Annotated in this window: 18 protein-coding genes; 12 read left to right on the top strand and 6 right to left on the bottom strand. The window is 64.5% G+C overall.

The window, feature by feature from the left end; all coding sequences use genetic code 11:
- Positions 1 to 1497: retention module-containing protein (locus tag E8F06_RS16325; RefSeq protein ID WP_280369115.1), on the bottom strand; the 1497-nt coding region annotated here is incomplete at its 3' end.
- A gap of 465 nt (positions 1498 to 1962) precedes the next feature.
- Here E8F06_RS16325 and E8F06_RS16320 point away from each other — a divergent pair.
- From E8F06_RS16320 to E8F06_RS16310, 3 genes are read left to right on the top strand one after another with little or no spacing between them, the layout of a single operon-like run.
- A complete protein-coding gene (locus tag E8F06_RS16320) occupies positions 1963 to 3318 on the top strand; it encodes a TolC family outer membrane protein (protein ID WP_280369112.1) in 1356 nt (451 codons plus the stop codon).
- A gap of 21 nt (positions 3319 to 3339) precedes the next feature.
- The gene (locus E8F06_RS16315; protein ID WP_280369110.1) at positions 3340 to 5499 is read left to right on the top strand and encodes a type I secretion system permease/ATPase; all 2160 of its coding nucleotides are present in this window, start codon (positions 3340 to 3342) and stop codon (positions 5497 to 5499) included.
- Between the two features lie 11 nt (positions 5500 to 5510).
- Complete coding sequence (locus E8F06_RS16310; protein ID WP_280369108.1) at positions 5511 to 6863, top strand: HlyD family type I secretion periplasmic adaptor subunit; 1353 nt, start codon at positions 5511 to 5513, stop codon at positions 6861 to 6863.
- A 627-nt stretch (positions 6864 to 7490) separates the two neighbouring features.
- On the opposite strand, the gene E8F06_RS16305 is transcribed toward E8F06_RS16310, so the two are convergent.
- The 3 genes from E8F06_RS16305 to E8F06_RS16295 form a co-directional block, all read right to left on the bottom strand.
- Positions 7491 to 8093 (bottom strand): DTW domain-containing protein, encoded by a 603-nt coding sequence (locus tag E8F06_RS16305; protein ID WP_280369106.1) that lies wholly within the window; start codon positions 8091 to 8093, stop codon positions 7491 to 7493.
- Positions 8094 to 8256: 163 nt separating this feature from the next.
- Positions 8257 to 9822, bottom strand: coding sequence for a PAS domain-containing methyl-accepting chemotaxis protein (locus E8F06_RS16300; protein WP_280369104.1), 1566 nt, complete (start codon positions 9820 to 9822; stop codon positions 8257 to 8259).
- A gap of 138 nt (positions 9823 to 9960) precedes the next feature.
- Positions 9961 to 10854: a LysR family transcriptional regulator gene (locus tag E8F06_RS16295; RefSeq protein ID WP_280369102.1), complete on the bottom strand. Its 894-nt coding sequence runs from the start codon at positions 10852 to 10854 to the stop codon at positions 9961 to 9963.
- A 295-nt stretch (positions 10855 to 11149) separates the two neighbouring features.
- Between E8F06_RS16295 and speB the strand changes: the two genes are divergently transcribed.
- From speB to E8F06_RS16250, 9 genes are all read left to right on the top strand, one after another.
- On the top strand, positions 11150 to 12109 hold the full coding sequence (gene speB, locus E8F06_RS16290; protein WP_280369100.1) for an agmatinase: 960 nt from the start codon (positions 11150 to 11152) through the stop codon (positions 12107 to 12109).
- Positions 12110 to 12117: 8 nt separating this feature from the next.
- Positions 12118 to 12522 (top strand): nuclear transport factor 2 family protein, encoded by a 405-nt coding sequence (locus E8F06_RS16285; protein ID WP_280369097.1) that lies wholly within the window; start codon positions 12118 to 12120, stop codon positions 12520 to 12522.
- A gap of 24 nt (positions 12523 to 12546) precedes the next feature.
- Positions 12547 to 14067, top strand: a complete 1521-nt coding sequence (locus tag E8F06_RS16280; protein WP_280369095.1) for a cytosine permease — start codon at positions 12547 to 12549, stop codon at positions 14065 to 14067.
- Between the two features lie 72 nt (positions 14068 to 14139).
- Entirely contained in the window at positions 14140 to 14964 is an 825-nt protein-coding gene (locus E8F06_RS16275) for a transporter substrate-binding domain-containing protein (RefSeq protein WP_280369093.1), read from the top strand.
- A gap of 78 nt (positions 14965 to 15042) precedes the next feature.
- On the top strand, positions 15043 to 15786 hold the full coding sequence (locus E8F06_RS16270) for an amino acid ABC transporter permease (RefSeq protein ID WP_280369091.1): 744 nt from the start codon (positions 15043 to 15045) through the stop codon (positions 15784 to 15786).
- A gap of 10 nt (positions 15787 to 15796) precedes the next feature.
- Positions 15797 to 16528, top strand: coding sequence for an amino acid ABC transporter ATP-binding protein (locus E8F06_RS16265; protein WP_280369089.1), 732 nt, complete (start codon positions 15797 to 15799; stop codon positions 16526 to 16528).
- The gene (locus E8F06_RS16260; RefSeq protein WP_280369086.1) at positions 16528 to 17250 is read left to right on the top strand and encodes a class II aldolase/adducin family protein; all 723 of its coding nucleotides are present in this window, start codon (positions 16528 to 16530) and stop codon (positions 17248 to 17250) included. The genes E8F06_RS16265 and E8F06_RS16260 overlap by 1 nt, the downstream gene beginning before the upstream one ends.
- A 108-nt stretch (positions 17251 to 17358) precedes the next feature.
- Entirely contained in the window at positions 17359 to 18738 is a 1380-nt protein-coding gene (locus tag E8F06_RS16255) for a sodium:solute symporter (RefSeq protein ID WP_280369083.1), read from the top strand.
- A 263-nt stretch (positions 18739 to 19001) separates the two neighbouring features.
- Positions 19002 to 19727, top strand: coding sequence for an MBL fold metallo-hydrolase (locus tag E8F06_RS16250; protein WP_280369080.1), 726 nt, complete (start codon positions 19002 to 19004; stop codon positions 19725 to 19727).
- Positions 19728 to 19732: 5 nt separating this feature from the next.
- Here E8F06_RS16250 and E8F06_RS16245 read toward each other — a convergent pair whose 3' ends face one another.
- Both E8F06_RS16245 and E8F06_RS16240 read right to left on the bottom strand, forming a co-directional pair.
- Entirely contained in the window at positions 19733 to 19870 is a 138-nt protein-coding gene (locus E8F06_RS16245) for a PA1414 family protein (RefSeq protein ID WP_280369077.1), read from the bottom strand.
- Between the two features lie 308 nt (positions 19871 to 20178).
- Positions 20179 to 21048 (bottom strand): LysR family transcriptional regulator, encoded by an 870-nt coding sequence (locus tag E8F06_RS16240; RefSeq protein ID WP_280369074.1) that lies wholly within the window; start codon positions 21046 to 21048, stop codon positions 20179 to 20181.
- Positions 21049 to 21119 lie beyond the last annotated feature (71 nt).

Below are 21119 nucleotides of genomic sequence, written 5' to 3'. Positions count from 1 at the left end.
ATAGGGGGTGTTCACCAGCAGGCTGCCATTGTCGCCGGGCGTCGCGCCGGCCACGCCGTTCCAGCTGTTGAAGGCCTTGGGTTGATCCGCGCCGCTTGCGTCGTTGTCCAGCACATTGCCGGCCAGGCTCGATGGCACGCCGTTCTCGGTGAGGCTGCCGCTGTCGGGGTTGGCGCTGGGGGCGTCGTCGACGATCTCGATGCTGACATTGGCCGAAGTGTTCGCCAGGCCATCGCCCACATTAATAAGGAAGCCGTCCGTCTCCGGACCAGCGGCGTCAGGGGTGGTCGAGGTCAGGGTGTAGCTGAAGCTGTAGGTACCGTCGTTGTAGCCGGTGATCAGCACGGTGCCGTGGGCGGTGGTGAAGCTCTGCCCCACCAGGCTGGCAAAGCCGCTGGTGGTGAGGTCAACGCTGAGGCTGCCGACGCTCAGGGTTTTCAGGTTGGCCAGGCCATCCGCATCACCCACGGTGAAGCTGCCGGTGGTCACGTTGCTGCCGTCGCCGGCGCTGCTGCCATCGACCAGGCCCTTCTCGAACACCTGGGCCAGGCCGCCGCCGGCTCCCGGACTGCTGACTTCGATAGTGGGAATGTCGTTCTGGCCAACGATGGTGATGACCAGGTTTGCGGAGCTCTGGTCACCATTGCTGTCCTGGATGCTGTAGCCGAAGCCGAGGTTCACCGTCTCCCCTTCCCCCAGCCCTTCCACCGCGGCCGAACCATTGGCCAGCACGAAGCTGTAAGTGCCGTTGGCATTCAGGGTGACCACGCCATAGGGCGTGTTCACCAGCAGGCTTCCATTGGCACCGCTGGTGGCGCCGGGCGCCTGCCAGGAAACGAAGGTCGTGGGCAGGTCCGGGCCGCCGTCGTCGTTATCCAGGACGTTGCCCTGCACGCTTTCGCCGCCCTCATCGATGCTCTGGGCATCGTCGCGGGCGACCGGCACACCATTCACCGGCACGGCTTCCGGCTCCGGAATGTCGGGGATGCCGACTTCCGGCTGCGGGAATTCCACGCCGAAGGAGATCGGGCCGGTGGGGAAGCCGATATTGGGATCGACACGGCCAGCGGTCTCACCCAGCAGCACGAAGGAGTGGCCGCCACCTGCATTGCCGCCACCGGCGCCGCCGCCAGGGCCGGCCGCAGTGGCTTCGGCGACCTTGGTCGGGTCCACGCCGGCCTCGATGGCGGCCTGCAGTTTCTCGACGTCGGTCAGGTCCTGCTGGCTGGGTGTGGCCGGCGCCTCGTCGGTGCCGGGCTGGCTAGCGTCAGGGGCGCCGGCCAGCAGTGAATTGTTCAGCGGCATGCTGCTGTCGCGTCCCAGCACCAGCTCCTGCCCGTTGGAGAGGGTGACCGCTACCGCGCCCTGGGCGCCGGTGACCAGTTGCTCACCCGTGAACACCCGGTCGCCTTCGGTGAGCGGGCGGCGCGAACCATCCGCAGCCACCGCAAACACATCACCCACGACCTGCCGTACGACCCCGATTGATCCAGCCATGACTCCTTCCTCCCGCACCGCGTGCTGCCAGCCGGGCAGCGCCGATCCCAGTCAAAGAGGGTCACGGCACGTCCGAACCGAACTACGGGTACGTGAAGAAGCATCCAGGGGGCGAAGAACGGCGCCAGAAAATTACCGCAGTCAATAAAACGTCACACTCTCCGGCGCCGAACCACTACTCCGATTTCACCCCGCCCCTGAGTTTCTTGATTTGTGCCTGACCATGATGCGCGCTCGCGCAGGGAACCTGAGAGCCCCAAGACATGCGAACTGCTGGCAAAAAGATGTCTTGGATTTCCGACGAGTGCATAAGAATTTTTCCTGCTAATTCTTGTGAAGATTTCTTCTTAGCCATTTCGAAAGTTGTTCTTAGCTCTGATGTTACAAGCCTGAAACGGTTTGATATGGATTTTCGCCAATTTTTCGGCGCCAGGAAGCCAAGAACCGAAATGGAGAACGACAGAAATGCGCACACTCACCCCCCTGTGGTCCGGCATGTTCCTCGCCATGGCCGCCACGCAAATCCAGGCCATGACGCTCACGGACGCCATCCAGAGCACCCTCGACAAACATCCCGAACTCCTCTCCAGTGCCCAGAATCGACTCGTCGCCGACGAAGAGGTGAAAGTCGCCAAAGGTGGATACCTACCAACCGTCGACCTGATAACCGGTGTAGGTAGAGAGCAGACCGACAGCCCCACCACTCGCGAGCTCGGCGATCACAACAAGGAAACCCTGAATTTCCGTGATGCCGAACTGCGCCTGCGGCAGATGCTGTTCGATGGCTTCAATACCCCCAACGAAGTGGCGCGTACCAAGTCCGTGGTCAATTCCCGTGCGTACTTCACCCTGGGCACCGCCGAGAGTCTGGCGCTGCGCACCGTGGAGGTGTACCTGGATGTGCTCAAGCGTCGCGAGATGGTCGTGCTGGCCAGGAACAACCTGATGGCCCACGAACGCATCCACGACCAGATCGGCCTGCGCAGCCAACGCGGCGTGGGCAGCACCGCCGACTTCGACCAGGCCGAAGCGCGCCTCGCCCTGGCCAAGAACAACCTCTACACCGAGGAAGTGAACCTGGCCGATGCCGAGGCCAACTTCTACAGCGCCGTGGGCATGCCGGCAGACGAACTGGTGACGCCGGGCACCATCAAGGGCGAGATGCCCGCCGACCTGCTCGCCGCGCGCCAGGGCGTGATGGACACCAACCCCTTGCTGAAATCGGCCCAGGCCGACGTACAGGCCGCCGAGAGCCAGTACGAATCCGCCAAGGCCCCCTTCTACCCACGCCTCGATGCCGAGCTGGCTACCACCGCCGACGACAACGTGCAGGGCGACGAGGGCCACAACAACACCTGGCGGGCCGGCGTGGTGATGAATTACAACCTCTTCAACGGCATGCGCGACAAGGCCCGCCTGCAGGCTGCCGCGCACCAGATCAACCAGTCCATGGACATCCGCAACAATGCCCTGCGGGTGCTCAACGAGAACCTCTCGCTGGCCTGGAACGCCATGGAGAACGCCCGCAAGCAGACCCCCGAGGCGCGTGACTACGCCGACTACACCGCCCGTGTCCGCGAGGCCTACCAACAGCAGTTCGGCCTCGGCCAGCGCACCCTGCTGGACCTGCTGGACAGCGAGAACGAACTCTTCACCGCCAACCGCCGCTATGTGGATGTGCGCTACACCGAAGAATTCTCCATGTACCGGGTGATTTCGGCCATGGGCGACCTGCTGCGTCGCCAGAAGGTCGTGGTCCCGGCAGAAGCCGTCGCCCTCAGTGAAGTGAAGAGCGAAGCCCGGCTGCCGGATATGCAGTAATCCAGATGGGAGTCCACCACCATGACCACCATGGAACGGACTGACAGTCCCAGAGATCCGCGACAGGGCCATGACGACCCGCTGCTCGACGGCCTGCTGATCCTCTGTCGCCTGCACGGCCGTCCGGCTAGCCGAGCCAGCCTGAGTAGCGGCCTGCCGCTGCCAGGCCAGCGCCTGTCCCCCGAGCTGCTGCCTCGCGCGGCGGCTCGCGCCGGCCTGCAGGGTCGCCTGCTGCGTCGCGAACTTGCCACCATCTCGCCGCTCAACCTGCCACTGCTGCTGCTCCTCAAGGGTGGCCGCAGTGCGGTGCTGACGCGCTTCGATGGCAAGGGCCGGGCGCTGATCCTGCCTTGCGAGGCCGACGGCGGCGAGCAGTGGGTGCCCACTGAAATCCTCGCCCTGGAGTACAGCGGCAGTGCGCTGTTCGCCCGCCCGCGCCACGAGCTGGAAGAAGCCCACGCGCCGCTGGTACCGAGGGTCACCTCCTGGTTCCGCGACACCCTGCGGCTGTCCCGCTGGCTCTATGCCGACGCCATGCTGGCGAGCCTGCTGATCAACCTGCTGGGCATGATGGTGCCGCTGTTCGTGATGCAGACCTACGACCGCGTGGTGCCCAACCAGGCCACCGCGACGCTCTGGGTCCTGGCCATCGGCCTGCTGCTCGGCACCGGCTTCGACCTGCTGCTGCGGGTACTGCGCGCCAACCTGCTGGACAGTGCCGGCAAGAAGACCGATGTGGTGCTCTCGGCCACGCTCTTCGAACGCATCATCGGCATGTCGATCAAGGCACGGCCGGCCACCATCGGCGGCTTCGCCCAGAGCATCCACGACTTCCAGGGCCTGCGCGAATTCCTCACCGCGGTGACCCTCACCAGCCTGATCGACCTGCCCTTCTCGGTGTTGATGCTGCTGGTGATCGGCCTGCTCGGCGGACCGCTGGTGGCGATCCCGATCCTCGCGTTCCCGATCACCGCGATCTTCGCCTGGATCATCCAGGCGCGCCTGCGCGATACCGTGCAACGCAGCCTGGCCCTGGGCGCCGAACGCCAGGCGCTGCTGATCGAAACCCTCTCCGGCCTGGAGACCCTCAAGGCCTGCGGCGCCGAAAGCGAGCGCCAGCATCGCTGGGAACACACCCACGGCGCCCTCACCCGCCTGGACAGCCATGCCCGCTTCCTCTCCGCCCTGGCCACCAACGGCACGCTGTTCATGCAGCAGTTCGCCGGGTTGGCGATGATCGTCACCGGCGTCTACAGCATCATCGCCGGCAATCTCAGCGTCGGCGCGCTGGTGGCCTGCTACATGCTCAACAGCCGCGTGCTCTCGCCCCTCGGGCAGATCGCCGGGCTCATCACCCGCTACCAGCAGGCGCGGCTGACCATGAAATCCACCGACGCCCTGATGTCCTTGCCCCAGGAGCGCGAAGTCAGCCAGCAGCCGCTGGAACACCAGGCGTTCAAGGGCAACCTGGAAGTGCGCCAGGTGGAATTCCGCTATCCGGGCCAGGGCAGTCCAGCGCTGAACAAGGTCAGCCTGCGCGTGGCCGCCGGCGAGCGGATCGGCATCATCGGCCGCAGCGGCTCGGGCAAGAGCACCCTGGCGCGGCTGATCCTCGGCTTCTACACGCCGGAGGAAGGCCAGTTGCTGCTGGACAACATCGACCTGAGGCAGACCGACATCGGTGACCTGCGCCAACAGATCGGCTACGTCAGCCACGACCTGCCGCTGCTGGCCGGCAGCCTGCGCGACAACCTCACGCTTGGGGCACGTTACGTCAGCGATGAACGCATGCTCGAAGTGGCCGAGCTGACCGGCGTCGCCGACCTCGCCCGGCAACATCCGCAAGGCTACGACCGCGCCGTGGGTGAGCGCGGACAGCTGCTCTCCAGCGGCCAGCGCCAGGCCGTGCTGCTGGCCCGCGCGCTGCTGCTGGACCCACCGCTGCTGGTGCTCGACGAACCCACCAGCGCCATGGACAACTCCAGCGAAGAGCAACTGCGCCAACGCCTGGCGACCTGGTCGGCGGGCAAGACGCTGATCCTCATCACCCATCGCAGCTCGATGCTGGCATTGGTGGATCGCCTGGTGGTGCTGGACAACGGACAGGTCGTTGCCGACGGACCCAAGGACACCGTCATCGACGCCCTGCGCAAAGGCCGCATCGGTCAGGGCATCGCCTGAGGAGGCACAGCATGGCCAGCGCAGAAACGCCCCATTCCTACTTCGGCCGCCACAATGGCGCCGACGCCGAGTTCATGCCGGAAGTGGCCGGCGCCATGGCGGAAGATTCGCCACGGGCAACCCGCATCACCGTCTGGGTGGCCTGTACCCTGCTGCTGGTGGCACTGGCCTGGGCGCACTTCGCCGTGCTGGACGAAGTCACCACCGGCGAAGGCAAGGCGATCCCCTCCAGCAAGGTGCAAATCATCCAGAACCTGGAAGGCGGCATCGTCTCGGAAATCCTCGTGCGCGAGGGCCAGGTGGTGGACAAGGGCACCGTCCTGCTGCGCCTGGACGACACCCGCTTCCGCTCGAACAAAGGCGAGACCGAAGCCGACCGCCTGGCGCTGATGGCCAAGGTGGAACGCCTGTCCGCCGAGGCCGAGGGCCGCGAAATGGCCCTGCCCGAGGAGATCACCCGCGACGCGCCGCAACTGGCCGAAGACGAGAAAGCCCTCTACCGCGCGCGCAACGAGCGCCTGGAAAGCGAGCAACGCATCCTCAGCGAACAGCTGCGGCAGAAGACGCAGGAGCTGGCCGAATTCCGCTCCAAGAGCCAGCAGTACCGCTCCAGCCTGGGCCTGATCCAGCAGGAGCTGAACATGTCCCAGCCGCTGGTGAAGGCCGGTGCCATCGCCCAGGTGGAAATCCTCCGCCTGCAACGCAGCGCCGTGGAAACACGCGGTGAACTGGAAGCTACCAACCTGGCTATTCCCCGCGCCGAGGCGGCGGTTTCGGAGATCGAGCGGAAGATGGAGGAAAGCCGGCTGTCGTTCCGCTCCGACGCCTTCAAGGAACTCAACGAGGCGCGCACCGAGCTGTCGAAGATCACCTCCACCAGCAAGGCCATCGACGACCGCGTCAGCCGCACCACCGTGGTCTCGCCGGTGCACGGCGTGATCAAGCAGCTCAAGGTCAACACTATCGGCGGCGTGGTCCAGCCCGGCAGCGACCTGGTGGAAGTGGTGCCGCTGGAAGACAGCCTGCTGATCGAAGCACGCATCCGCCCGCAGGACGTGGCGTTCCTGCACCCAGGGCAGAAGGCGATGGTCAAGTTCACCGCCTACGACTACACCATCTACGGCGGCCTCAAGGCAGACCTGGAACTGATCAGCGCCGACACCATCCAGGATGAGGAAGGCAAGAGCTTCTACCTGATCCAGGTGCGCACCGAGAAAAGCCACCTGGGCAAGGACGACCACCCGCTGCTGATCATCCCGGGCATGGTCGCCACCGTGGACATCATCACCGGCCGGAAGAGCGTGCTGGATTACCTGCTGAAACCGGTGCTGAAGGCGCGCCAGGAAGCGATGCGGGAGCGGTAGTTTCTGGCGCTATTCCGTAGGGTGGAAATCGCTTTTTATTTCCACCATTCGGTGTCCGGCAGCTCCGACTGCCCGTAGGTTGGTGCGGGCGGGGTTCCGTCAGAGCGAAGCGAAGCCCAACACGCGAAGTCCGACTCTGGATCGTTGGGCCTCGCGTAGCTCGGACCAACCTACTGGGCGTGGTTCTTCCGAACATTCCGTAGGTTGGAGTAGCCCGTAGGGTGGAAATCGCTTTTTATTTCCACCACTCGATGTCCGGCAGCTCCGACTGCCTGTAGGTTGGCGCAGAGCGAAGCCCAACGCGCGAAGTCCGACTCTGGATCGTTGGGCCTCGCGTAGCTCGGACCAACCTACTGGGCGTGGTTCTTCCGGACATTCCATAAGTTGGAGTAGCCCGTAGGGTGGAAATCGCTTTTTATTTCCACCACTCGGTGCCCGGCCGGACGCCGACGGTGGATGAGAAGAGCGTCATCCACCCTACGAATTGGCTTTGGCACCATCCTGTGGGGGCGAATTCATTCGCCAAGCGGAGCGCAGCTCCGCCCTCCTGACGCCTCGTGCCCCCGCTTTCCCTCAACCCAGCCCTCTCCCGGAGGGAGAGGGGGTATCGGTGCCGGCGTTCAGGACCTACGCACCATCCCCGTGATTCTTTCTGAAGGTTTCCTCCCCCATCGCCTCGATCTGCCCCTGGATCAGGGCCTCGAATGGCCGCAGCAGTGCGTCGAATCGATTCGGTGCTTCAAGGATGTCGAGGGCGGCAACGATGGCTTCGATGGTGGACAGCGCACCGGCCATGGGCGCCTTGCGCAGGCGATAACGGGAGGTCAGGCCCTCGGGCAGGGTCACCCTGGGCAGGGCTTCCAGTTCGGGGTTGAGATAGAGCAGCTTGCGCGCCTTGCGCCAGGTGCCATCGGGCACCACCAGCAGGAGCGGGCGTGGATCGTCACCCACCACTTCCGCCACGGGGCGTGCATCCTCACCGGGGAACAGCAGGCACGCGCGATATCGGGAGTCGGCCAGGACGTCCGCCAGATCGTCGAAACGCTCACCCACTCGCAGCTCCGCATTCGCCAAGCCAAGAGCCGCCAGCCGCGCGGTATTCAGCGCATGGTTCACCTCGCTCGGGTGCTGCAACAGCAGCACACGGGTGCGGCTCGCCAGGTGTGGAATCAGCGGGCACAGACAATGGGTTTCGGGGCGCTGGCAGCGCGTGCAACTCGGGCGGGGCATGGCGTTCTCCTGGGCGGAGCATTCTGCCACAGGGCATCCGGGCTACATGCTGTGGGGGCGATTTCAATCGCCAAGCGAACCGCAGGTTCGCCCTGCAATCCTGCATGGGGCGGCTACGCCGCCCTTGGCGAATGAATTCGCCCCTACAAGGAGTCGAAACGAACTACCGATTGAACCGCTCCGCCAGGCTGTGCAGGTAGTCCGCCATGCGCTCCAGGTCCTGGCTGATGGCGGCGCCTTCCTGGGCCTGGCCAGCGCTGTGATCGGAAAGCTGGGCGATGCGAGTGATCTGCCGGCTGATGTCTTCGGCCACATGGCTCTGCTGCTCGGACGCGGCGGCCATCTGCTGGCTCATGCCGGTAATGCGGGTCACCGCCTGGCTGATGCCTTCCAGGGCTTCGCGCACGGCCTGCACGCTGTCCACGCTGTCGCGGGAGATGACCTCGCCACGGCTGGCGGTGGCCACGGCACGTTCGGCGCCGGCACGCAGGGAGGCGATGATCTCGTGGATCTGCTCGGTGGACTGCCGGGTGCGCGAAGCCAGGGTGCGCACCTCATCGGCCACCACGGCAAAGCCCCTGCCCTGCTCGCCGGCCCGAGCCGCCTCGATGGCGGCATTGAGCGCCAGCAGGTTGGTCTGCTCGGCAATGGCGGTGATCACGTCCGCTACGCTGCCGATGGAGTGGGTGGACTCGGCAAGGTCATGCACCGCGCGACCGATCTCGCTCACCGCCTCGGCCATGTGGCGCATGGCGCCCAGGCATTCGCCGGCCAGGTCGTTGCCCTGGCGTGCCAAGCGTTCGGCTTCCTCGGCGGCGTGTGCGGTGTGGCTGACGTTGTGGGAGACCTCCTGGATAGTCGCTGCCATCTCGTTGATGGCCGTGGCCGACTGGTCCGTCTCATTACGTTGCTGTTCCAGCAGTTCGGCCTCCGAACGGGATAGCCGCGCCGCCTCTGCGGCACGCTGCTTGACGCTTTCGCCCGCATCCTCCAGGCGCGTGAGGGCGGTCTGCAGGCGCGCTTCCTCGCTGATCATGGCCATGTCCAGCAAGGCCTGGGCGCCCCGGCTGTCGGTGTAGGTCAGGGCCACCAGGCCACTGGTGAATGCCTTGGGATGCTCGGCCAGGGTGCGGCGAATGGTCTGCCGGTAGCGGTACAGCTGGAAGGAGCCCAAGGCGAGCATGGTCGCCAGGGTCAGCACCAACGATGGCCAGCCTTGCAGCAACAGATTGCCGGCCACCAGCACCAGGGTGGCGAGGATCACCGGCCAGGAACGCATGAAATCGTAGGTCCAGTATTCCAGCCGAGGCACCGGCGACTTGCCGGCACGCAGGCGCGCATAGAGGGCGTCTGCACGGGCCACCTGGTCGCGGCTGGGCAGGGAGCGCACCGACTCGTAGCCGATCATCCGGCCGTCTTCGTAGACCGGCGTGACGTAGGCGCTGACCCAGTAGAAATCACCGTTCTTCGAGCGGTTCTTCACCAGCCCCATCCAGGGCTTGCCCTGCTTGAGGGTCTCCCACATGTGGGCGAATACCGGAGGCGGCATGTCGGGGTGGCGGACGATGTTGTGGGGCTGCCCGAGCAGCTCTTCGCGGGTGAAGCCGCTGATGGCGACGAAGGCGTCGTTGCAGTAGGTGATCTTGCTGTTGAGGTCGGTGGTGGAAATCAGCCTTTCATCGGCACTGAACGTACGCTCCCGTTGGGTCACGGGCAGATTCTGACGCATGGCTGACCACTCCTGTGCATGGGCGCTTTGCCATTACTCGCCGGTAAAAAAGGTCTAGCACGGCGCCTTTCAAGCCCATGAACGGAGTGGGGTTATCCCATCAACAATGTGACACGCCTCTCAAAAAATCTGCGAACTTCAGCGCAGGTTCAACTGGGCTCGCAGGAGGTCGCGGAACGTGAGGATCAGCGGCTCCTTGGCGCGGCCACGGCGCAGGATCATGGAGAACGGCGCCTGGTAGCCGAAGGTGGCCGGCAGCAAGGCGCGCAGGCGCTTCTGCTCCACCCAGGGGTGAGCGTAGTGCTCCGGCAGGTAACCGATGTAGGCACCGGACAGCACCAGGATCAGCTGCGCCTCCATGGACTCCACCGTTGCCGCGCTGTGCTTGAAGCCGTGGCGCGCCAATTCCGCCTGGCTCCAGTAACCACGTCCCACCATGCGCTGCTGCGTGATGAGTTCAGCGGGGATGCGCCGTTCGCTGTACAGCGGGTGCCGCTCGCTGCAGTAGAGCCAGTGCTGCTCGCGGTAGAGCGGCTGGTAGACCAGGCCGTTCATGCGCGTGGAGAAGGCGCCGATGGCAAGGTCCAGGCGGTTGTCCAGCACACCCAGCTGCAGGTCATAGGGGCTCATCACCGAGAGGTGCAGGTGCACCGCCGCGTGTTCCTGGCTGTAGGCGCCGATCACCTCGGCCAGCGGCAGCGACGGATCGCCCACGGTGGAGTCGAGCACGCCCAGGTTCAGCGTGCCGCGCAGCTCGCCCTTGAGGGACGCGGAGTAGCGCTCGAAGCTTTCCAGTTCGCCCAGCAGGCGCAGGGTTTCCTGGTAGTACAGCTCGCCCTTGCTGGTCAGGCTGAATCCACCGCGCCCGCGATGGCAGAGGGTCAGGCCGACTGCGCCTTCCAGCTGGCTCATGTAGGTGCTGATGGCCGAAGTGGAGAGGTTCAGCTCCTGCTGCGCAGCGGCAAAACCCTGGTTGCGGACCACGCTGGCGAAGATACGCAGGAGTTTCAGGTCGGGCATGGCGGTGGACATGGGGGCTCCAGATTGGCCGAGAACGATGCCGGGTCCCTTCCTGTGGGGGCGAATTCATTCGCTGAGCAGGCCGCAGGTCTGCCAATGCAATTTCTCATGGGGCCGCTGCGCGTCCCTTTGCGAATGAATTCGCCCCCACAAGAGCCGGCGTTTTCCACCAGCCGCGGCAGTGTACCCGCTCCCGATAGTTTAGAAATCCTTGAAGTAATTATTTGCCGCCAGCGATTTGTTCGTGATGGCACTGTCACCAGAATCCGCCCACTACCTACAACCACAACAACCGTGAGGCCACCCCGTGGACAAAAAACTCCATCAGCCCCTGGGCGGCAATGAGATGCCCCGTTTCGGCGGTATCGCCACCATGATGCGTCTGCCGCACATCCAATCCCCTGAAGAACTCAATGCCCTGGACGCTGCCTTCGTTGGCGTTCCGCTGGACATCGGCACCTCCCTGCGTTCCGGTACCCGCTTCGGCCCGCGCCAGATCCGCGCCGAATCGGTAATGATCCGCCCGTACAACATGGCGACCGGCGCTGCCCCCTTCGATTCGCTGAACGTGGCCGACATCGGCGACGTGGCCATCAACACCTTCAACCTGCTGGAAGCCGTGCGCATCATCGAGCAGGAATACGACCGCATCCTCGGCCACGGCATCGTCCCGCTGACCCTGGGCGGCGACCACACCATCACCCTGCCGATCCTGCGTGCCATCAACAAGGTGCACGGCAAGGTAGGCCTGGTGCACATCGACGCCCACGCTGACGTCAACGACAACATGTTCGGCGAGAAGATCGCCCACGGCACCACCTTCCGCCGCGCTGTGGAAGAAGGCCTGCTGGATTGCGAACGCGTGGTGCAGATCGGCCTGCGCGCCCAGGGCTACACCGCCGAAGACTTCAACTGGAGCCGCAAGCAGGGCTTCCGCGTGGTGCAGGCCGAAGAGTGCTGGCACAAGTCGCTGGCTCCGCTGATGGCCGAAGTCCGCGAGAAAGTCGGCGGCGGCCCGGTTTACCTCTCCTTCGACATCGACGGCATCGACCCGGCCTGGGCGCCCGGTACCGGCACCCCGGAAATCGGCGGCCTGACCACCATCCAGGCGATGGAAATCATCCGTGGCTGCCAGGGTCTGGACGTCATCGGCTGCGACCTGGTCGAAGTCTCCCCGCCTTACGACACCACCGGCAACACCTCGCTGCTGGGCGCCAACCTGCTCTACGAAATGCTCTGCGTCCTGCCGGGCGTTGAGCGCCGTTGAGTCCGGGCATGAGCGAGCAACAAGTCCTGGAGGCCGCCAGCAAGCTGGTGGCCGCCTTCGCCGCGAACGATACCGAAGCCTACTTCGCTGCCTTCAGTGAAGACGCCAGCTTCGTCTTCCACACCTGCGATAAGCCGCTGCCCAACCGCGCGGCCTATCGCGAGCTGTGGGAAAGCTGGCAGCGCGATGGTTTCGAGGTGCTGGCGTGCCAATCCCTCAACCCCGTGGTGTGCCTGCAGGGCGACGTGGCGATTTTCTACCACGACGTCGCCACGCGCCTGCGCATCCAGGGTGAAGACATAGAAAGCCGCGAGCGGGAAACCATCGTTTTCCGTCGGCAACAAGAAGAAGGCCACTGGTTGGCCTGTCACGAGCACTTGTCGGCCATGCCGGCGCATCTGCCGCCGACCTGACAAGGCTCCCTGGGAGAGTAAGAAATGCATAACAACAACAACGATCACGCAATTACCCGAATAGAGACACACGGTGTCGAGCAGATCCCCGACAACGAGCGGGATGCCGGCCCCCTGGACCTGTTCCGCCTGATCTTCGGCGGCGCAAACACCTTCGCCACCGCTGTACTCGGCAGCTTCCCGGTGCTCTTCGGCCTCTCCTTCGAGGCGGGCTTCTGGGCCATCCTGCTGGGCGTGCTGGTAGGTTCGCTGATCCTCGCCCCCATGGGCGTGTTCGGCGCGCTCAACGGCACCAACAACGCGGTGTCGTCGGGCGCCCACTTCGGCGTGCATGGTCGTATCGTTGGCTCCTTCCTCTCCCTGCTCACTGCCATCGCGTTCTTCTCGCTGTCGGTCTGGAGCTCCGGTGACGCCCTGGTGGGCGGCGCCAAGCGCCTGTTCGACCTGCCGGAAACCGACCTGACCCTGGGCCTGGCCTACGGCCTGTTCGCCGTGCTGGTACTGGCGGTGTGCATCTATGGTTTCCGCTTCATGCTGCTGGTGAACAAGGTCGCCGTGTGGGCCGCCAGCGTCATGTTCCTGCTGGGCATCTTCGCCTTCGCCGGCCCGTTCGACGCCTCCTACGCCGGTTCCGTGAACCTCGGCCAGGAAGGCTTCTGGGCCGCCTTCATCGGCGCCGCCCTGCTGGCCATGAGCAACCCGGTTTCCTTCGGCGCCTTCCTCGGCGACTGGTCGCGCTACATCCCGCGCGAAACCTCGAAGCAGCGCATCATGCTGGCCGTTGTCGCCGCGCAGTTCGCCACCCTGATTCCCTTCCTGTTCGGCCTGGTCACCGCGACCATCGTTGCCGTACAGGCCCCGGACTACATCGCGCAGAACAACTATGTCGGCGGCCTGCTGGCCGTATCCCCGGCCTGGTTCTTCCTGCCGGTGTGCCTGATTGCCGTGATCGGCGGCATGTCCACCGGCACCACTTCGCTCTACGGCACTGGCCTGGACATGTCCTCGGTCTTCCCGCGCCTGCTCAACCGTGTGCAGGCCACCGTGATGATCGGCGTGCTGTCCATCGGCTTCATCTTCATCGGCCGCTTCGCCTTCAACCTGGTGCAGAGCGTCTCCACCTTCGCCGTGCTGATCATCACCTGCACCAGTCCCTGGATGGTGATCATGATCCTCGGCCTGATCATCCGCCGCGGCTTCTACTGCCCGGACGACCTGCAGGTCTTCACCCGTGGCCTGTCCGGTGGCCGCTACTGGTTCACCAACGGCTGGAACTGGCGCGGCATGGGCGCCTGGATCCCGAGTGCCGTGGTGGGCCTATGCTTTGTAAACCTCCCGGGCCAATTCGTCGGCCCGCTGGGCGAGCTGGCCGGTGGCATCGATATCAGCCTGCCGGTCACTCTGGGCACGGCCGCCCTGCTGTACCTGGTACTGCTGGCGATCTTCCCGGAACCGGCCGCCGTCTACGGTCCCAAGGGCCCTCGCTGGGTCCCCTCGAAGACTTCCCAAGCATCCGCCGTTCAGGGTTCCCCTGAAGCTGCGTAACACGAAATAGCTCCACTTTATTGCGACTGCCTACAACAACAACCACTGCAATACGCCTTGAAGGAGTTACCGATGAGCAATCGTCCGCTGAAACTGTTCGCCCTCGCCGGCCTGTTCGCCGCCACCCTGAGTGGTGGTGCCATGGCCGCCGACAGCAAGCCCTCGTTCGTGGGCTCGGGAAGTTTCCAGGTCTGTTCCGATCCGACCTTCCCGCCGCTGGAGTTCTTCGAGAAGACCGGTGACCGCGAGCCCAGCGGCTTCGATGCGGACCTGATCCGCGCCCTGGCCAAGCACTGGGGTGTGAAGCCGCGCTTCATCGTCACCGAGTTCACCGGCCTGCTGCCGGGTCTGGACGCCCAGCGCTGCGACGCAGTCATCAGCGGTACCCTGATTACCCCCGAGCGCACCCAGAAGCTGCATGCCGTGGCCTACCTCGCCAGCGCGACCATCGTCTTCGGCAGCGGCAAGAGCGACCTCAAGCTGAACACCCTGGATGACCTGTCGGGCAAGGTAGTAGCGGTGCAGTCCGGCACCCGCTACGTGACCATCATGGAAAAGCTCAACGAGCAGCTGAAGGCCGCCGGCAAGACTCCGGCCACCCTGCAGACCTACCCGAAAGGTAGCGACGTGGCCCAGCAGGTACTCGTAGGCCGCGCCGCCGCCGGCCTGTCCCAGGACACCGAACTGGCCTATCGCGAACTGCAGACCCCCGGCCAGTTCAAGACCCTTTACGCCTTCCCCGAGAAGGACATCTTCGGCGCGTACATGCGTCCGAACCCGGAAGACAAGCAGGCCGTTCAGGACGCCGTGTCTGCTCTGAAGGCCGATGGAACCCTCAAGGCCATCGCCGAGAAATGGAAGCTCGATCCAGCCAACCTGGAAACCGCCGCGCAGTAAGCAAGGCCAACGCCCCGCCCCTCTCTCGCTTGCGGGAGAGGGTGCTACGGCACGCTTTCATTCACGCAGGACACGTACATGAACTTCGATGTGACTGTCTTCTGGGACGCCCTGACGTCCTGGCACTTCTTCCGCGGCGCCTGCATCACCCTGGTGCTGGCCCTGGTTTCCCATTCCGTCGGCATCCTGATTTCCATTCCCTGCGCCCTGGCCCTGGACGGCCCGCCGAGCACCTGGCGCACCACCCTGCGCGGTGTGCTCAGCGTGTTCCGTGGCGCCCCGACCCTGCTGCAACTGCTGTTCGTGTGGAACGCCCTGCCGCAGTTCTTCCCGGTGTTCCGTGAAGAGTGGTTCACCCCCTTCATCGCCGCCTGGATCGCGCTGTCGATCAACGAAGCCGCCTACCAGGTGGAAATCAACCGCGCCGCGCTGAAAGCCGTGGACAAGGGCCAGTACGCCGCCGGCCACGCACTGGGCCTGTCGCGCTGGCACATCTTCCGCTACGTCATCATGCCGCAGGCCGCGCGCATCGCCGTGCCGCCGACTGCCAACGAATTCATCACCCTGCTGAAGATCACCTCGCTGGCCTCGGTGATTTCCCTGCAGGAACTGATGGCGGTGACCTCGCAAACGGTCTCCACCACCTTCCAGTTCTCCGAGTACTACGCCGTCGCCCTCGTCTACTACCTCGTCATGGTCTACACCCTGACCTGGATGCAAAGCGGCCTCGAACGGCGCCTGGCGTGGGATTCCCACACCGGCACCAGCAGCAAATCCGTCGGCCTGGTGCAACGCACCCTGGCTCGTATGCGCCGTATCTGAGGAGAGCGACATGAACGAAATCATCCGTCTGCAGAACGTCGGCAAGCGCTACGAGGATTTTCAGGTGCTGCAGGGCATCAACCTCTCCGTGCGCCAGGGCGAGAAGATCGTCATCTGCGGCCCTTCGGGCTCCGGCAAGTCGACCCTGATCCGCTGCATCAACCGCCTCAACCCCCATGACACCGGCACCATCACGGTGGAAGAGCAGGACATTTCCACCAAGTCCGGCAGCGACCACGTGCGCCGTGAAGTGGGCATGGTGTTCCAGAACTTCAACCTGTTCCCCCACCTGACGGTGCTGGAGAACTGCACCCTGGCGCCGATGAAGGTCCGTGGAATGAGCCGCAAGCAAGCCGAGGAACTGGCCCTGCGCTACCTCAATCGCGTGCACATCGGCTCCCAGGCGCACAAGAAGCCCGGCCAGCTTTCCGGCGGCCAGCAACAGCGCGTGGCCATCGCCCGTGCCCTGTGCATGAACCCCAAGGTGATGCTGTTCGACGAACCCACCTCGGCGCTGGACCCGGAAATGGTTGGTGAAGTGCTGGAAGTGATGACCGAGCTGGCCCAGGACGGTATGACCATGCTCTGCGTGACCCATGAGATGGGCTTCGCGCGCAAGGTAGCCGACCGCGTGGTGTTCATGGACGCCGGCCAGATCGTGGAAACCGCCACCCCGGCCGCGTTCTTCGACAACCCACAGCACCCGCGTACCCGGGCCTTCCTTTCGCAGATCCGTCACTGATGAACGCACAGAACGAAGCCATCCTGCGCCGGGACCTGGCGGCCGCCTACCGGCTGGCCGCCCTGTTCGGCTGGGACGACACCCTCTACACCCACTTCTCGGTGCGCCTGCCAGGCGTTGAGCCGCGTTTTCTGATCAACCCGTTCGGGCTGATGTTCGAAGAAATCCGCGCCAGCGACCTGATCGTGGTCGACATGCACGGTCGCGTGGTGGAAGGCAACGCCGACTACAACATCGCCGGCTTCACCATCCACAGTGCCGTGCACATGGCCCGCGCCGATGCCCACTGCGTGATCCACACCCATACCCTGGCGGGCATGGCGGTGGCCGCGGCGGACAACGGCCTGGCCCAGCTGAACCAGATCAGCGCCGAGTTCCATCAGCGGGTCGGCTATCACACCTATGAAGGCATCGCCCTGGACCTGGGCGAGCGCGATCGCCTGGTGGACTCCCTCGGCGACAACATCGCCCTGATGCTGCGCCACCACGGCCTGCTCAGCGTCGGCGCCAGCGTCGCCGACGCCTTCTACGTCATGTACTACCTGAACAAGGCGTGCGAGATACAAGTCGCCGCCTCCACCCTGCGCGGCATCCGTGAGATGTCCGACGAGCTCAGCGCGCACGCCTGCGAACAGTTCCAGGCCTGCGAATGGCAGCGCCAGCTGGTCTGGGAAGCCTGGCTGAGAAAGCTCGAAAGGGAGTGCCCCGAATACAAGGAGTAGGAAAAGCAGGATTGCTTTGAAACGGCGCAGTGTGAAGCGTTGCGCGCCTTGCAACACCTGTCGCGGCCTTGCGAACCGCGGCAACAACAATAGAAAGAGAGACCTGTAATGGCTTTGGATATTTTCGTAGTACTGATCTATGCCGCCGGCATGCTGCTGCTTGGCTGGTACGGCATGCGCCGCGCCAAGTCCCATGAGGAGTTCCTGGTGGCTGGCCGTAACCTCGGCCCGGCCTTCTACATGGGCACCATGGCCGCCACCGTCCTCGGCGGTGCGTCCACCGTTGGCACCGTGCGCCTGGGCTACGTCCACGGCATTTCCGGTTTCTGGCTCTGCGCCGCACTGGGCGCGGGCATCATCGTGCTCAACCTGTTCCTGGCCAAGCCGCTGCTGAAACTGCGCATCTTCACCGTTACGCAGATCCTGGAGCGTCGCTACAACCCGATGGCGCGCCAGGCCAGCGCGGTGATCATGTTCGCCTATGCGCTGATGATCGGCGTGGTCTCCACCCTCGCCATCGGCACCGTCATGGAAGTGCTGTTCGGCCTGCCCTTCTGGGTGTCCGTGCTGCTCGGCGGCGGCGTGGTCGTGGTCTACTCCACCATCGGCGGCATGTGGTCCCTGACCCTGACCGACATCGTGCAGTTCATCATCAAGACCGTCGGCCTGATGTTCCTGCTGCTGCCGATCTGCCTGTACCGCGTGGGTGGCTGGGACGAGCTGGTGGCGAAGCTGCCGGAAACCGCCTTCAACTTCACCACCATCGGCTACGACACGATCATCACCTACTTCCTGATCTACTTCTTCGGCATCCTCATCGGCCAGGACATCTGGCAGCGCGTGTTCACCGCGCGCAGCGAGGGCGTTGCGAAGTACGCGGGCACCGTTGCCGGTGTCTACTGCGTGATCTACGGCCTGGTGGGTGCCCTGATCGGCATGTGCGCCAAGGTGCTGCTGCCTGATCTGGACAACGTCAACAACGCCTTCGCCGCCATCGTCCAGGCTTCGCTGCCGGACGGCATCCGTGGCCTGGTGATCGCCGCTGCCCTGGCCGCGATGATGTCCACCGCCAGCGCCGGCCTGCTCGCCGCCTCCACCACCATCACCGAAGACCTGCTGCCCAAGCTGCGTGGCGGCAAGGAATCCAGCCTCGGCATGACCCGCCTGTTCACCCTGCTCACCGGCATCGCCGTGCTGGTCATCGCGCTCATCGTCAACGACGTGCTCGGCGCCCTGACCCTGGCCTACAACCTGCTGGTCGGCGGCATGCTGATCCCGCTGCTGGGTGCCATCTACTGGAAGCGCGCCACCACCGCAGGCGCCATCGCCAGCATGAGCCTGGGCTGCATCACCGCCCTGGTGTTCATGTTCACCGACGGCCTGGAAGCCAACACCCCGATCTACTACAGCCTGGCTATCGGCGCTGTGAGCTTCGTGGTGGTCAGCCTGCTGTCCCGTCGTTCGGAAACTGCCGGCGAACTGGCCTGATATGCACTGCCGCCTCTCCCCGGAGGCGGCCTTTCCCGGCCCCGGATCGGCATTGCCGACCGGGGCTTTTTTTATTCCCCATGGTGCTGCGTCTAGGCTGAAAGGATGGCTCTTCCGTGGGGGCGAATTCATTCGCTATGCAGACCGCAGGTCTGCCTGGACCATCCAGGGGCGGCTACGCCGCCCATCGCGAATGAATTCGCCCCCACAGATTTCCGCCCCACAGTCAGCCACGTGGTATCAACCGGCACGGAGCTCCCCCGATGAAAATCGTCAGCCGCGACCAGTGGTTCGAAGTCGAGCACTGCTACGACGGCATCAGCCTGATCAGTGAGCCATTCGTGCGGCCCTTCTACCGCTGCAACCTCTGGCATGTGCAGGGCCGCGACAAGGACCTGCTGATCGACTCCGGATCCGGCGTCGTCAGCCTGCGCGAACAGTTGCCCTGGCTCACCCAGCGCCCGCTGCTGGCGGTGGCCAGCCACACCCACTTCGACCATATCGCCGGGCATCACGAATTCCCCGAGCGCCTGGTCCATCCGGCGGAAGCGGACATCCTGGCCACGCCCACGGGGGAAAACACCCTGGCGAAGGACTATGTCGGCGACGAGATGTTCGAGGCGCACCCGGACTGCCCGCTGTGCTATGCCGAATACCGCGTGAAGGCGGCGCCAGCGACGCGGCTGATCGATGAGGGGGATGTACTGGATCTGGGGGATCGGGTGCTGGAGGTGCTGCATACCCCCGGCCATTCACCGGGCGGCATCAGCCTGTGGGAAGCGAAGACGCAGACGCTGTTCAGCGGCGACATCATCTACGACGGCCCGCTGATCGATAACGCCTACCACTCGAATCTGGATGATTACGCGAAGAGCCTCGCACGGCTGCGCGACCTTCCGGTGCGCACCGTCCACGGCGGTCACTTCCCCAGTTTCTCCGGTGAGCGCCTGCGCGAGTTGGCAGACAACTGGCTACGCGCTCACGAGTAAGCCGGTTACTTCCTCAAGCGGCGTTGCTCGGCGAGGCGACGCTGCTCTTCACTTCGGACCGGAATGGGTTGCAGGCGCGGTGCCTCGATCAGGCCCAGCGCGACACCCAATTGCCACATCCACGCTTCTAGCCGCTTTTTCATGCTTTACCCCCTTTCCTGGGACGATGGTCGGGTGGCCCGTGCTTCTTGGGCCACCCTCGTCTGGAGCTTAGTTGCTCCGGGCAAGATCCAAAATACGCTCGCCCGGAAATTTCCTACTGATCTGAATCAAACCGCTGAACGGTATCCGAGAAACGTCTTACCGGAGGATCGGCGCTTACTTACTGAAACTCCGGTGCAATTGCCGATGTATCTCACTTCTCTCCCCAGCGACCAAGAACTCTCCCGTAGGGTGCGCCGTGCGCACCAGGACCCTACGTACCGGTGAAAAAGCGAAACCAGATTCGCTCTCACGACGCCTCAAGACGCCCCTGCTGCAGGTCGATCCAGGCGCGCAGGTTCGCCCCGAGCATGCCCTTGCGCCACATCAGCCAGGTCGTGGCGCGATCGAATGGCGCACCCAGTTCATGCACTCGCACCTCTTCACGGCCCGGCAGGCTGTTCAGCATCGAACGCGGCACGAGCGCGATGCCGCCACCGGCGATCACGCAGGCCAGCATGCTGTGGTAGGACTCGATCTCCATGGGCGGCGACATGGGCACCCGCGAGGCCACGAACCAGCCCTCCAGGCGACGGCGGTAGGAGCAGCTCTGGCGGAAGGCGAACACCTCCAGCCCGGCCACGTCCTGGGCCGATTTCACCGGACCGTGGGCGGCCTCGGTGATCAGCACCATTTCCTCCTCGAACAGCGGCAGGCCATCCAGCTCGGCGAACTCCACCGGACCATCCACCAGGGCGGCATCCAGGCGGCCACTGAGCAGGCCATCGAGCAATTCACCGCTGGGCGCGGTTTGCACCTGCAGGTTCACCGAGGGCCAGGTGCGGTGGTAGCGCACGAGAATGGGCGGCAAGTGGATGGCGGCAGTACTGAACATGGAACCGATGACGAAATCCCCCGCTGGTTCACCACCGCGCAGGGCGGCCTCGGCCTCGGCCTGCAGGGCGAACATGCGCTCGGCGTAGCCCAGCATCACCTTGCCCGCAGGTGACAGGGTGAGACGCTGGCGTTCGCGGAGAAACAGCTCCACGCCCAGGCTCTCCTCCAGTTGCCTGAGGCGCGTGGACAGGTTCGACGGCACCCGGTGCAGGCGCGTCGCGGCGCGCGTGATGGAGCCTTCCTCGGCCACGGCCTGGAAGATGCGGAGCTGGCTGAGTTCCATGAATTATCCATTCAATTAAAGAGAACACATGCGTTCTTTTTTATTCGTTTTTATTGAACACATCCAGCCCC

Origin of the sequence: Pseudomonas sp. BN411 (assembly GCF_029871235.1) — a bacterium.
Classification (GTDB): domain Bacteria; phylum Pseudomonadota; class Gammaproteobacteria; order Pseudomonadales; family Pseudomonadaceae; genus Metapseudomonas.
This window is presented reverse-complemented; position numbering and strand designations above follow the sequence as displayed.